The 14,415-nt window shown below is 43.2% G+C and carries 8 protein-coding genes and 1 other annotated feature; of the genes, 6 read left to right on the top strand and 2 right to left on the bottom strand.

Features of this window, described 5'->3' with window-relative positions:
* Positions 1 to 29 precede the first annotated feature (29 nt).
* Entirely contained in the window at positions 30 to 1,148 is a 1,119-nt protein-coding gene (locus FAY33_RS05235) for a sodium ion-translocating decarboxylase subunit beta (RefSeq protein WP_143319726.1), read from the top strand.
* A 53-nt stretch (positions 1,149 to 1,201) separates the two neighbouring features.
* Positions 1,202 to 1,336 carry an OadG-related small transporter subunit gene (locus tag FAY33_RS20045; protein WP_279231734.1) on the top strand — a complete coding sequence of 45 codons (135 nt, stop codon included), beginning with the start codon at positions 1,202 to 1,204 and terminating at the stop codon, positions 1,334 to 1,336.
* Between the two features lie 70 nt (positions 1,337 to 1,406).
* Here the strand turns inward: FAY33_RS20045 and FAY33_RS05230 are convergent, their stop codons facing one another.
* Positions 1,407 to 1,949 carry a carbonic anhydrase gene (locus FAY33_RS05230; protein ID WP_143319725.1) on the bottom strand — a complete coding sequence of 181 codons (543 nt, stop codon included), beginning with the start codon at positions 1,947 to 1,949 and terminating at the stop codon, positions 1,407 to 1,409.
* 352 nt (positions 1,950 to 2,301) lie between these two features.
* Between FAY33_RS05230 and FAY33_RS05225 the strand changes: the two genes are divergently transcribed.
* Positions 2,302 to 8,238: a glycosyl hydrolase family 28 protein gene (locus FAY33_RS05225; RefSeq protein ID WP_143319724.1), complete on the top strand. Its 5,937-nt coding sequence runs from the start codon at positions 2,302 to 2,304 to the stop codon at positions 8,236 to 8,238.
* 82 nt (positions 8,239 to 8,320) lie between these two features.
* Positions 8,321 to 8,574, top strand: a binding site (T-box leader).
* 42 nt (positions 8,575 to 8,616) lie between these two features.
* Positions 8,617 to 9,840 (top strand): tyrosine--tRNA ligase, encoded by a 1,224-nt coding sequence (tyrS, locus tag FAY33_RS05220; RefSeq protein ID WP_143319723.1) that lies wholly within the window; start codon positions 8,617 to 8,619, stop codon positions 9,838 to 9,840.
* A gap of 45 nt (positions 9,841 to 9,885) precedes the next feature.
* On the opposite strand, the gene FAY33_RS05215 is transcribed toward tyrS, so the two are convergent.
* On the bottom strand, positions 9,886 to 11,220 hold the full coding sequence (locus tag FAY33_RS05215) for an HD domain-containing phosphohydrolase (RefSeq protein WP_243126603.1): 1,335 nt from the start codon (positions 11,218 to 11,220) through the stop codon (positions 9,886 to 9,888).
* Positions 11,221 to 11,378: 158 nt separating this feature from the next.
* Here FAY33_RS05215 and FAY33_RS05210 point away from each other — a divergent pair, with 158 nt between their 5' ends.
* Both FAY33_RS05210 and FAY33_RS05205 read left to right on the top strand, forming a co-directional pair.
* Complete coding sequence (locus FAY33_RS05210; protein ID WP_143319722.1) at positions 11,379 to 12,044, top strand: DUF1961 family protein; 666 nt, start codon at positions 11,379 to 11,381, stop codon at positions 12,042 to 12,044.
* 59 nt (positions 12,045 to 12,103) lie between these two features.
* Positions 12,104 to 14,290, top strand: a complete 2,187-nt coding sequence (locus FAY33_RS05205; protein ID WP_143319721.1) for a helix-turn-helix transcriptional regulator — start codon at positions 12,104 to 12,106, stop codon at positions 14,288 to 14,290.
* Positions 14,291 to 14,415 lie beyond the last annotated feature (125 nt).

The following is a 14,415-nucleotide window of genomic DNA, read 5'->3' as shown; positions in this document are numbered from 1 at the left end:
TTACAGGCAGATTGAGATTGGAGACAAACATGAGCATATTATTAGAAGGGCTACTCTCGTTTACATGGCAGCAGGCAGTGATGATGCTGATTGGCTGCGCCCTCATGTATCTGGGGATCAAAAAAGAGTATGAGCCGACACTTTTGGTCCCCATGGGACTGGGCACGATTTTGGTTAATTTCCCGTTGTCCGGTATTATTACACAGCAAAGCACCGGAGTTGAAGGAGTACTGAATGTGCTTTTTGATGCCGGAATATCGACTGAACTTTTTCCGCTTCTTATTTTTATCGGAATTGGAGCGATGATTGATTTTGGTCCGTTACTGCAAAACCCTTTTATGATGTTGTTTGGTGCTGCTGCGCAGTTCGGTATTTTTGCTACGATTGTTATTATCGTATGCTTTACAGATTTAAGCCTTCCAGAAGCTGCTTCCATGGGTATTATCGCAGCAGCAGATGGTCCTACCAGCATTTTTGTGGCTGGTAAACTGGCGCAGAATCTCCTGGGACCGATTACGGTTGCGGCGTATTCTTACATGGCTCTGGTACCGATCATCCAGCCGCCTGTCATTAAGGCACTGACAACGGAAAAAGAACGTAAGATTCATATGAAATATGAACCAAAGAATGTATCAAAGACAGCAAAGATTCTCTTTCCGTTAATTATTACTTTTGTAGCTGGTTTTGCTGCACCGATGTCCCTTCCATTGATTGGATTTCTGATGTTCGGCAACCTTTTAAGAGAATGTGGTGTATTAGACCGGTTAAGTGATTCTGCACAGAATGAGCTGGTTAATATTATCAGTATTTTACTTGGACTTACGATCTCCTTAAAGATGACAGCAGATGAGTTCTTGAATTTCAAGACTCTGTTAATTATTGCTTTTGGTCTGTTAGGTTTTGTGTTCGATACCGCAGGCGGTGTTATCTTTGCAAAGATTTTAAATGTATTCCGCAAAGAGAAGATCAACCCAATGGTGGGAGCTGCCGGTATTTCTGCATTCCCAATGAGCAGCCGTGTCATTCAGAAGATGGCAACTAAAGAAGACCCGCAGAACTTTATTCTGATGCACGCAGCCGGTGCCAACGTGTCCGGTCAGATTGCGTCAGTAGTGGCTGGTGGACTTTTACTTTCTTTCTTCATGTAAAAGGAACTTCTTTCACATGTAACTGCGCTGTCCCGTAAGGGGGAATGGAGGAAATGATGTCAGATATTTTAGCAAAGGCATTGGAATTAATGGGAGTTGGAATGGGCGGTATTTTCATTGTTATGATCCTGCTCTATGTGATTTCCCAGGTGCTGTTGAAGATGACTGCACCAAAAGAAGAAAAATAAATAAAAATCCTAAGAATAAAATAATTGTGAAAAAAGGTTCCGTATCCGTCCTGGATATGGAACCTTTTTTTTATGATACGGGAGATAATCTTCCGCAGGAAATATCCATGATAAATCCCTGTATGATCACATTGTTTGGAATGAGAGGATGGTCTTTTATCAAGGTGACCGATTGCTTTACTGCAGTTTTGATGCTGTCCATTCCCTGAAGCCAGGAATCCAGATCAAAGCCTTCCTCTTTCAGCTTTTGTATGGTATCCCGCTCAATGCCCCTTTGAACCAGGTGGGTAATCAGAGTTTCCGAAGATATGGTGGCGGACAGACAGTCTGTATGTCCGATCACCATGACTTCTTCCACACCAAATTCTAAAATAGCAATCAGAAGGCTGCGGATGGTGCTGTCGTAAGGATTTATAATTACGCTTCCGGCGGTCTTAATCAGTTTTACGTCTCCGCTATGTACACCCAGTGCAGCCGGAAGAAGCTCTACCAGACGGGTGTCCATACAGGTAATAATAGCCAGCCTTTTCTTCGGGTATTTGTTGGATGAAAAGTGCTTATAAAAGCCGCTGTTCACAAAAGTATCATTGTACTTTAAGATTTGATCAATCATAGTATTCCTCCATTATAATTGAATTATATTTATTATAATTATGGAATCTTAATGTGGTCTTTCATGATGCCTTAAAGATTGTTTAGCTGGTCTGGTTATTCGATGCTAACTATTTTATACTTATATGAGTTGGTAAAATATGCACAAAAATACTTCTGAAAATTAAAGAATTATTTTGTTAAAATAGACATTAAGTTAATAAAAAATAATAAAATAATAGTGATAATTAATAAAAAGAAATGTAATAATTCAATAAAAATTAAGCATATTTCAAACTTTGGTTGAATAATTCCATGGCAGCTTGTAGAATAGACGTGTAAGTGCTTTCACAATAATTTGGGAGGGAACCAGAATGAAAGTTATCTTGAAACGAAGCAGAAAAGCATTAGCACTCTTTCTAGCGGCAACCATGCTGCTTCCGGTTATGATGCCTCAGGGAGGGGCAGCTTATGCAGAACAGCTCATGGGACAAGCAAAGGAGAAGGGGAGTGTGGCAACGCCATCTCAGGCAACGCCATCCCAGGCTGTGATATCCCAGGGGGATGAGAAAGCCTCATCCCAGGTGGTGGTATCCTTAGACAACCTGGCAAGCCCGTCTCAGGCAACGGGAATTTTAGAGGCGGAACCCCGGTTTGACCGGACAAGGGGAAGTCAGGACGTTACCGGGTTAAGAGTTCCAACCCTTGCTTATGATGACACATCTCTTACTCTGGTATGGGAGAAACCGGAGAATTATGAGAGTGTGGCGAATTACAATGTGTACCTGGGTGGGGAAAAAATCGGGGATGCAAGAAGTAATTTTGCCAGACATGCGGACTGGGCAGACACTTATATGAAGTCCTTTTATGACTACTATGAGAGTAAGTCCATTGACATGGTAAAGGTGGACATCCATACATTCCGTGCAGATGGATTAAAGCCAGATACCAGTTATACGTTTTCTGTCATAGCCGTTGACTCTTCCGGCAATGAACTGGGAGAAAGCGCATCAATTACCTGCTCTACAGCTAAAGCTCCGGAAATATTTGACATCAGGGAGTACGGTGCAAAAGCGGTAGAAGAAGGATTTGTCTCTCTTAATGAGGAGCAGGAAGCTTTTGTCAGAGCCAACACAGAAGCGATCCAGGCAGCCATTGACGATTGCAGCGAAGGCGGAAAAGTGGTGATTCCGGAAGGAATCTACATGTCAGGTGCGCTGTATTTAAAGAGCAATATGACATTGGAACTGGAAGAAGGCGCTGTGCTTTTCGGTTCACCCGATGTGAACCATTACGACCAGAACTATCTTTTGTATCCCTATTCCACAGATACCAGATCCTGGGCGCTGATTAATACATACAGTGCAGACGAAAACGGAGGTTTTGAGAATATCCGTATCGTGGGAAAAGGAACTGTCTATGGAAACGGATGGAAGTATGGAACAAAAGGTGATGTGGCTGGAGATGGATATGGAGTTCATCACCAGGAGAGACAAAGCGGAGATCCGGACTGGAAACAGGGAGATCTAAAAAAGTATGCACTGAAACGCTGGGTTGCCGGAAAGAGCGGAAGTGCAACAAATCTGGGAATTCTTGCAAAGAATGCCTATGACAACGGAAGGGCAAAGGGACTCAATGAAACTGGCGCCTATTCCACAAGACCGAATCTGATTGTATTAAGAAACGTAAATGGGGTATATATTGAGGGAATTACAGCAGAAAACCCTGCCATGCACACCATTGCAGTCTTAGACAGCGAAAATGTGGTATCAGAGAATGTAAAATATATTACATACGATGCAAATAACGCAGATGGAATTGAGCTTGGCAATACGCAAAATGCCATGGTCTATAACAACTTTTTTGATACGGGAGATGATGCAATTAATTTCGCAACCGGTATGGGAAAAGGAGTGCAGGACACCGAGCAGAAGCCTTCCAGCGGAATCTGGACATTTAATAACTTCTTAAGAGAATGTCATGGAGGAGCCATTGCGGCAGGAAGCCATACAGGAGCAGGAATCGGCGATATGCTGGTGGAGGATAATGTATTAAACCACAGCGATATGCCTTTCCGTTTCAAAAGTGCACCGGCAAATGGAGGAGGGGTATACAATGTTCTGATTCGTGATTGTGCTGTTGGAGATTCAGAAAAGGTATTTACCTTTAACACCACCTATAGCGATGCCAATCAGTCCACTTCTGTGGAACCGGCGGATAAACCCGCAGAATTCAGCAATATCAGTGCCTATAATATTACGGCTGATACAGTGACAAAGAATACCCTGGATATTATGGCGGATGTAGGTTATGAAAATCCCCATAAGACCTGGCATAATCACCACGATCTGTATTTCCAGGACATTACATTTACAAACATTAATAAGAAATTATCATCTTCCTCAGAAATTATTAATGGGGCTTCCAATGTAACCTTCCACAATGTGGTTATGAACTGGACTGGAATTGAAAAGGAGGAAGATGACGGGGCGGCAACCGGCTATAAAGCCTGGGGAACTATTAACTCCAGCAATGACTTAATGTTTACAGGAACCACAACCCAGTCGGTGAACTCCTATGATGCCATGGCAAAACCTGTATGGCCGGAGAATACGCCAAATCTTGCCAGTGCCTCAGAGGCGGAAAGAGCGGGGGGAGAACATCGTGTAACATTAAAATGGCCGGCAGCTACAGACGGAGAGCAGATATACGGAAAAGGAAAGGTTACCGGTTATATTGTAGAGACTTATGTAGATGATCAGTTGGTTGATGTAACAAAACCAGATCCCTCTACAACCGTTGAGTTAAAAGGGCTGTCCTCCGATACTTCCTATGTATTTGTGGTGTATGCAGTGGATGGACCAGGGAACCGGATTGCTGGACCCAGATATGATTTTGTGACATCTACTGGAGACTCCAAAGAAATTAAGGAACCTTCAAGCGATAAGGTAAGCGTATCCGGAACCGGCTATACCTGGGGAACTGCCAAGTTTAAGTCAGCCAAAGCTGCTGATCCAAGGGTTCGTGGATACCGGGCTTATGTAAACGGAGAACTGACAACAACGGTATATAATTATCAGTTAACAAAACCAGATGCAGAGGACATCTCCATCACTGTGGGACGGATGCTGGAAAATGAAAATGAAGTAGCATTGGAAGCGTTTACCGATGGAGGGGAATGTTACGGATACGAGGAAGTAACCGTAAAAACCACAGCAAACTATGATTTCCATGCACCAGAATGGGGCTCCAACCCATTAAAGGCAAGTCTGGAAGGGGATTCTGTGCGGCTGAGCTGGAAAAAGCCTGCAGATGAATCCGGAATCTATGCTTATCGGATTTATGTTGATGGCAAACCTCTTTATACAACAGAAGGAGATTACTTCAATCATGTAAATGGGACTTATACAACAACGGATATGTCCTTTTTGATAACGGATCTGGATTTAACCATTCCTCATACATTCCGGGTTGAAGCAGCAGACAACTGGTGGAAAGCAAAAAATGGAAGCGGACCTTACCACTGGACTAATAGCGGACCAGAAATTACCTGGGACCGGTCAATGGGAGAACAGCTCTGGAGGTCTTCTGCTTTCGGGCAGTCTACGGATTTGAATTTTAAATCCAACATTCTGCCAGACAAAGTGGGGGTTAACTACACCTGGCCGATTGATTCTGAGATTCCCCTTAATTTAGAGGGAAAACCAGTGGAAGATGTGGTAATTGAATCAAGAGGCGGAAAACTGCAGGCAGGCCACGACGGACTGACTTTTTATTACACAGAAGTTCCTACCAGCAAGAATTTCTCTCTGACTGCAGATGTTACGGTAGAGCAGCTTGGACCGGAGGAAGGCTCTAAGGCAAATCTCCAGGAAGGTGCTGGACTTATGGTTCGTGATGTGGTTGGAAGCCCGAGAAAAGACCCTCTGGAAGAAGGGTATGAAGAATATCCGGCAGCTTCCAACATGGTAATGCTGAGTATTCAGGCAGCTTCCAAAGGGTTAAATGCGGATTTGAATCTTCTGGCAGCAGCCCGCTACGGGGTAAACAGCCCGGCTGGAAACTTAAAATCAGTAAAAACAACCTCCACGTTTGCTCAGTCCGTATCCAAAGCAGATAAAAAATATGCGCCTGCGGATGCTCCTTATATTTCTAATTTTTATGGAACGGAATTAAAACTGAAACTGATGCGGACAGACCAGGGCTTCTTTATGGAATATCTGGATGACCAGGGGAATGTAGTTTCTTTTTATACGTTTAAAGACACAAATGTAACCCCTAATATTGTGTCCCATCTGGATGAGGAAACCATGTATGTAGGCTTTTTCGCAGCGAGAAATGCCAGAGTGGCAGTAAGGAATATTTCACTGGAACTGTCTGATGTGGTAACACCGGACGAATCACCGGCTTATGTGGCACCGGATCGTGAAAACGGATCTGTATATGTGGCTTCTTCGTCTTATAGCAATGACTCTTCCTATACCATACAGGCGCTGACGAATCAGTCCGGAACCATGACTGTCAGCCAGAATGGCAAAATACTGGTATCTGGAAAGCCGGTTACAGCAGGAGTTCAGTTCACTCATCCGGCAGTTGTTGAAGAAAATGAAGCACAATTTGAATTGAAATTTGTTCCATCAGAAGGCGCAGCAGCTGGAAGGGAGCAGACAGAAACCTTTAAGGTTATAAGAGAAGATTATGGAACCGATCTCTATGTGTCTCCAAAAGGAGGTGAGGAAGCTTCTGGAACAAAAGAAGATCCCATGTCCATAGAGGGTGCCATAAAACGTCTGGTGCCAGGAGGAACGATTTATATGGCAGAGGGGACTTATGATTCCTTTACCATTCCTCTTACTTCCTCTGGCAATGAGTCCGGACGGAAAGCTTTAAAGGCACAGGGAGCGGTAAAAGTCACCGGTAATGGAAAGATCTTTGTTCTGGATTCGGATTACTGGGATGTGACAGGTCTTGATGTGGATGGGAAGCAGATCGAAGGAAGCAGAGGAGTGATGATTCACGGAAGCCACAATGTGTTAAAAGACACTCTGATCCATCATACTTCCAGTGATGCAGGACTTACCATTACAAAGAAACGGGGCAGCCGTACATTATGGCCTTCTTACAATCTGGTGGAGAACTGTGAATCATTTAACAATATTGACGGCTCAAGGATCAATGCGGATGGGTTTGCGGCGAAGTCCTGTTCCGGAGACGATAACAAGTTCTTAAACTGTGTATCCCATGATAATGCAGACGATGGCTGGGATACCTATAACACCCTGGCTGACGGACCAAACGGCAGAACCATTATTGAGAACTGTATTGCATACAACAATGGAAATAATGGATTTAAGATGGGGGGAGAGGGCAGAGAAGTACCTCATATTTTAAGAAACAGCATTGCATTCCATAATAATCTGGATGGAATCACAGATAACTTTAATCCGGGAGAATTGCTGATTGAGAATAATACTTCCTTTGACAATGTTCGTTTTAACTTCATCATGCGTCCCAGTCCTTATAAAAAGGATGCAGAGGGCAATCTGACCGCCGATGGAACTGCAAGAAATAACGTTTCTTACCGGACGGACGGCTACAGTGCTTCGCTGAAAAAAGTGTACGATGATAAGATTGCGGCAAAAGTTCTAGAGAATAACTATTTTTATCAGAATGGAACCAATGCAGCAGGACCGGAAAACTTTATTTCCTTAAATCCGGCAGAAAGTTTCTACCGGGAAAATGGAATCATCATGTTTGGCAATTTCCTTCGTCCGGCAAAAGGCAGTATGCTGGAAAAATCTGGTGCAGGAGCGGTCCTGCCGGGAATTGACATTCCAGAACCGGAACCAAACCCAGAACCGGTAAAACCAGAACCAACAGAAAGAGACAGTGATTCTGACCGGGATTACGGTATTCCGTCAGCACCTCAGACCCCGGATACCCCTGGTGACTGGCAGAAAGATTCTTCTGGCTGGCGCTTTAAAAAGAGCAATGGAACAGAAGTGAAGGCAGACTGGGTGAAAAAGAACGGAATCTGGTATTATCTGGCAGAGAATGGATATATAGTAACTGGCTGGAATCAGGTAAACGGAATCTGGTATTATATGGATGAAAGCGGAGCCATGCAGAAAGGCTGGTTCTTAATCAATGGAATCTGGTACTATGCACACCTTGACGGCGCAAGAGCAGTTGGCTGGATTTATGTAAAAGAACACTGGTATTATCTCAACGAAAAGGGAGAGTGTCTTATGGATACAGTCACACCAGATGGATACCAGGTGGATAAAAACGGAGCATGGATCAGGCAGTAACAGCAGTTTTTGGTTTTTCGCAGGTTTGCCCTTGACAAACCTGCGAAAAATCCATATACTAATTTATAACTTCATAATACCATGAAAAGCATTGATAAGAACAAGTAGCAGTACGAAGAACCACACAGAAAGCAGCCGGTTGATGAGAGGCGCGTGGAACTCGGATTGTGAATACATCTTTGAGCTTCACACCCAACGGCAGATGCCAAGTAGGCTGTGACGGATTCCTGCACCCGTTATTGTGCTAGAGTATCAGATCAGGTACTCAAAAAGATAAACAGTGTGAACTGTTTATGAAAAAAGGTGGTAACACGGGATTTCAACCTCGTCCTTTTATTAGGACGGGGTTTTTTGTATTGATCAGAGAGGAGAATTGCAATGACAATTTACGAAGAATTAAAAGCAAGGGGACTGATTGCCCAGGTAACCAATGAAGAAGAGATCAGCAAGATGGTAAATGAGGGAAAAGCTATATTTTACATTGGTTTTGATCCCACAGCCGACAGCCTTCATGTGGGACATTTTATGGCTCTGTGCCTGATGAAACGTCTTCAGGAGGCTGGGAATAAGCCGATCGCTTTAATTGGAGGAGGTACCGGAATGATCGGAGATCCTTCCGGCAGAAGTGATATGCGCCAGATGATGACGGTGGAGATGATACAGCATAACTGCGACTGCTTTAAAAAGCAGATGAGCCGTTTTATTGACTTTTCCGAAGGAAAGGCGATGATGGTCAACAATGCTGACTGGCTTATGGAACTGAATTATATTGAACTTCTTCGTGAAGTAGGCTCTCATTTCTCTGTTAACCGTATGCTGACGGCAGAGTGTTATAAACAGCGTATGGAAAAAGGGCTTAGTTTTCTGGAATTTAACTATATGATCATGCAGAGTTATGATTTCTATGAGTTATTCCGCCGTTATGGATGCAATATGCAGTTTGGCGGAGATGATCAGTGGAGTAATATGCTTGGCGGTACAGAACTGATTCGCCGCAAATTAGGCAAAGATGCCCACGCCATGACCATTACTCTTTTGCTGAATTCAGAAGGTAAAAAGATGGGCAAGACCCAGTCTGGTGCAGTGTGGCTTGATCCGGAAAAGACATCACCTTTTGATTTCTTCCAGTACTGGAGAAATGTGGGAGATGGAGATGTTTTAAAATGCCTTCGTATGCTGACCTTTTTACCTCTTGAGCAGATTGATGAGATGGATCAGTGGGAGGGCAGCCAGTTAAACAAGGCAAAAGAGATTTTGGCATATGAACTGACAAAACTGGTACATGGAGAAGAAGAGGCAGAAAAAGCCCTGAAAGGAGCCAGAGAATTATTTGCCGGCGGCAATGCGGCAAATATGCCTTCCTATGAGCTGGAAGACTCTGATTTTACCGATGGAAGTGTGGATATTCTGACCATTTTACAGAAATCAGGTCTTGCACCAACTCGTTCCGAAGCAAGACGTAACGTGGAACAGGGTGGTGTTTCTGTAGATGGAGATGCAGTAACTGATGTAAAGGCAGTATTTACAAAAGAAGCATTTTCCGGAGAGGGACTTGTTGTAAAACGAGGCAAGAAAAAGTTTGTAAAAGTATCTGCAAAATAGAAAAAAGCTGGTACCCAGGATATTATCCCGGCGGTACCAGCTTTTTTACGGCCAGAAATAAGGCGGATCAGGCACTTTAATGGAAAGGGCAAAGGAAAAGCGTTCTTCACTGGTCCTTAAATTAAGAAAATGGTCATATTCATTCCAGAGCTTTTGATAGACATTTAAAACCGGAAGGCAACGCTTGTCCGTAGTATCTAAAATTCTGTCCAGATTCCAGACTGCCATATCAACTAAAAAGGAATCGAGAAATCCTGCTTTTTTCATATGAACCAGTATGGTTTTAATCTGGTCTCTTGGAAAGGGTTCCTTATAGCTTCTTGTTCCGGTAAGAGCACTGATAATATCTGCAATGGCAACAAGACGTTCTTCTGTGTTTAAGTCCTTTCCCATAAGTCCTTTCGGATATCCGGTGCCGTTAATCTTCTCATGATGCCGCAGAGCAATCCGGGCAATGGGCTCATCAATCATGCCTCCGAATATTTCTTCTGTCAGATCCACATGGGTGCGCATGATGGCCATGTCTTCCTCATTTAGTTTGCCTGGATTTTCCAGGATTTCTACGGGGATTGCGATTTTCCCCAGGTCGTGAAGCAGGGCGCCGCACAGTACCAGATTAAGTTTTTCTTCGCTCAGATTAATCAGTTTTCCCAGTTCATAGCTGATGCTTGTAGTGGTTATGGTATGGGTCACGGTGTAATGGCTTCTAAAATCTATAATAAAAACCAGCATTTTTAAATAGTCTGTGGTGTCTTTCGGGGAAAGAGGGATTCTGGTTAAGAATTCCAGGTAGGCGGAGTCCTGACGCCATTCTTGCTCAATGGAATCCTGAAAGTCCAGATCCGATGCCAGCTTTAAAATATGGGGAGCAAACGCGGAATTGGTCTGATTGTTCAGCATTTTCAGGGTTTGTGCCCAGGTTTTCTTCTCCAGGGAAATGGAAACATCAATCCGGTCTGCCAGGTGAATGAGCTGGGCAATCTCTTTTAACTGCTCGCTTAACTGATCCTGGTCTTTTAGCAGATCCCAGCGGATATGATGCAGAAGAACGGCAGGTGCCAGTTCTTTAAGGGGGGAAAAATAAAGGATAAAGAGGTATCCGTAAAAGGAGTGGTTCCAGATATCATTTGTCTCAAATTTCAGCATCTTGGATACTTCTTCTGTTTTAAAAGCCCCAATGTCATGGAGCTGGGCGGCAAAACAGATGTTGCGCAGTTCTTCTTCTGAATACCTTCCTGTTTTGTGTACCATACAAAAAATAATATAAGCAACGTGGCTGCCGTGTTCGGTGAGCCTTGGGTCTACATAGTTGCAAAAGCGCCGGATAATTCCCAGGATACTTTCGTTGTTAATCGTTTGTGTATATTGGATCTGCATCATGTTCCTCCTCTGGAATCACTGGTCTTAGGATAGTTTACCATAAGGTATAATACTTGAAAAGAAGAAATAAAAAGCCCTGATTGAAATGGTTGAGAATCATACTGGTGAGAGGTATAATTATACTAGGGCGCATATAAAAGTATAGGGGGTATTTACGGATGGAAGAAACTTTGATTTACAGCAATCCTCTTTCCAAAGAGACTGATATCAAAGATTTTATTCTGGAGGGAAAAGCAAAGATCAGTTTTGAAAACGGGTCTATGTGTCTGGAAAATCAATGGAGTGACCGGCTGGGCCAGAGAGCGAATTATGTGCTGTGGTGCCCCAGAGATTTTCCGGAGAATGTGAAGGTTACCTGGGAGTTTAAACCATTAACCGATCACGGTCTTTGTATTTTGTTCTTTGCGGCTTCTGGAAAAGATGGAAAAGACCTTTTTGATGCTTCCCTTTCCAAAAGAACAGGGGAGTATCCCCAGTATCACAGCGGAGATATGAATGGGTATCATGTCTCGTATTTCAGGAGAAAAGAGCCGGAAGAACGTGCCTTTCATACCTGTAATCTAAGGAAGAGTAGAGGGTTTCATCTGGTGTCACAGGGGGCTGATCCCATTCCGGATTCAGAGGATGCCAGAGATTTCTATGAGCTTTCCATAGAAAAATATCAGGATCACATCACGTTTTCTATTAACGGTTTAACGGTGTTTCAGTTTGAGGACGATGGAAAAACCTATGGAGAACCGTTGGCCGGGGGAAAGATTGGGTTTCGTCAGCTGGCTCCGTTGAAGGCGGAGTACCGAAATCTGAATGTGTATCAGTTAGGATAGGAAAAAGAGAAGTCCGGGGGGCAAAGCAGCATTACTATAAAAAAGAAGGACAGAGGAAATTGAAGAAACGTGTAAAATTCGAAAACCGCCTGTTTTTACAATTTCTTTTGCTGGTAACAGTACCTCTGATCGTTATGGGGATTGTTTCTTATGATATTTATATCAAGGGGGAAACCGCAAAAAGCAGACAGGCTCTGGAATCTTATTGTGAAAGTGTAGCAAATGAATATGAAAATGTATTTTCGTCCATTCGGGAGTATTATCTGGACAGCACCGGAAGTACATCGGTGAAATGGCTGGTGAACCAGCAGGAGGTTCCTTATTCCAAGTATAAGGAGCTGAGACAGGCACAGAATCTCCTTCAGGGAAATTACTTTCTTTCCAAATACATCAGTTTCTATAACTTTGTAAATGTAAAGGAAGGCTGGGTGCTCAATAAGTATGGAATGTATTCCATAAAAGATTTAAAGAACAAAAAAGAGCTGGAGCAGTTTATTGGCCAGCAAAAGGATGTACTGCTGTCGTTATACTGGCTGAACCGGACCGATGTGATCGGACCATACCATGGAACCGTAAAGGAATCAGGATTTGTGGATCTGTCGGGAGAGCTTCTTGTTGTAAAAGAGGAATACAGCAGTGTGGGAATGGTATATCTTCTGACGGTACGTCTGAATACGGATCAGCTTTCCCGTCTGTCAGAGCCTTATCAGAAGATGGGGTATGATGTAACGGTTTTAAGCGGAAAAAAGGTGTTAATGGAGACCAATCAGGGTCTTACAGAGACTTATCTGAAAGCCGCAGAGAAAGGAACTTTAAAAAGCGGAATCTATACTTCTCCCGGTGGGAAGAAATACCGGCTAAGTGTAAAGGAATCCGGGGGAAACAATCTTACCTATATTACCGGTATGGATATGGACAAGATGAACCGGGGCGGCATTCCTTATGTGCTGGCATCTGCTGCCATTATTGCTGTATTCGGAATTCTTCTGGTGGGATTGAGATTTGCGGCAGTGGCATTTTCAAAACCAGTTCTGATGTTACAGAAGTTTGCAGACGATCAGAATGTGCAGATCAAGGAGTTATTTTTAACAAATCTTTTGAAAGGCGAACTGAATATGGAAAAGATTCAGGAGACCATGAAAAAGTATGAGATGGAATCCTGGAATTCCTATCGTCTGATTGCCATTGCCTGTAAATTCGAGGAGAAGGGGGAACCCCTGCCTCAGGAGGAAAAGGACCGGATCAATAAAGAGATTATTCTCCATCTGCCTGATTATGTGAAAGAAGCATTCTTTGTTTCAGCAGTTTTATATAACCACATGGCTCTTTTTATGATTGGTGAGAATGATGATGTGGAAGTGGATAACAAAACAGCTCTGGTGTATAAGCAGATCAAAGATCATGTGGTAGACCAATACGGTTATCCGGTTGCCTTTGGCATCAGCCGCACCTTTCATAACTTAACCCATGCGGGGAGGGCTTGTGAGGAGTGTTCCGAGGCGCTTCACAGCAAAAACCATGACCGGAATGAAAACGGTGCTTCTTTGGTTCTTTACGACGATTATTCCCTTATGGATCCTGCTGGGAATATATACGATAAGATTATGGAGGACGAGTTGTCCGGGGCAGTGGATAGCTGCAACGAGGAAGAGGCAAGACGTTTTCTGGAACTGATCGTGGGGAGAATGGAAGTAAAAGGTGCGTCCGGCATGGAACGGACATACTATGTTACCAGATTGCTGACCGCTATTTTAGAGATTCCGGCAAAGGCTTCCATCTCTCTTTCTGATATATTTGGCAATGAACAGTATAATGTTCTGACAAAGGCTGCCAATGTTTATGGGCAGAAAGAACTGGTATCGTATATGATGGACGAGATCCTAAGTCCGGTAATGAACGTTTTAATGGAATCCAGACAGGCAAGTGCTTCGGATATTGTAAAGGAAGTGACCCGGATGATTAAGGAAAGCGGTGGAAATATCAGTCTCAATGAATGTGCAGAGACACTGAGTTATCATCCCAATTATATCAGCCGGGTATTAAAGAAGGAAAAGGGAATTTCTTTTACGGATTTGATCAATGAGGAAAAACTGAAGATTGCCAAATATATGCTCTTAACCACCACCGATTCCATTGCTGTAATTTCTACTAAATTAAACTATAATAATGTACAGAACTTTATTCGATTTTTCAAAAATCAGATTGGAACAACCCCATCTGCTTATAGAAAAGAGCATAAAGAATAGAAATATTCTGGGAATAAAATGATAATTCTGTGGGATATGCCCCGAGGAACCCTTTTGATTATAAGGGAATCGGGGCTTTTTTTATTAGAAAAACAGGTTTGATAATGATTATTTACAAATGCTGG

The sequence above is a fragment of the Clostridium sp. HBUAS56010 genome, assembly GCF_007115105.1.
Taxonomy (GTDB): Bacteria; Bacillota; Clostridia; order Lachnospirales; family Lachnospiraceae; genus Lacrimispora.
Note: the sequence above shows the minus strand (reverse complement) of the source record. Positions and strands in the feature narration are given on the sequence as shown.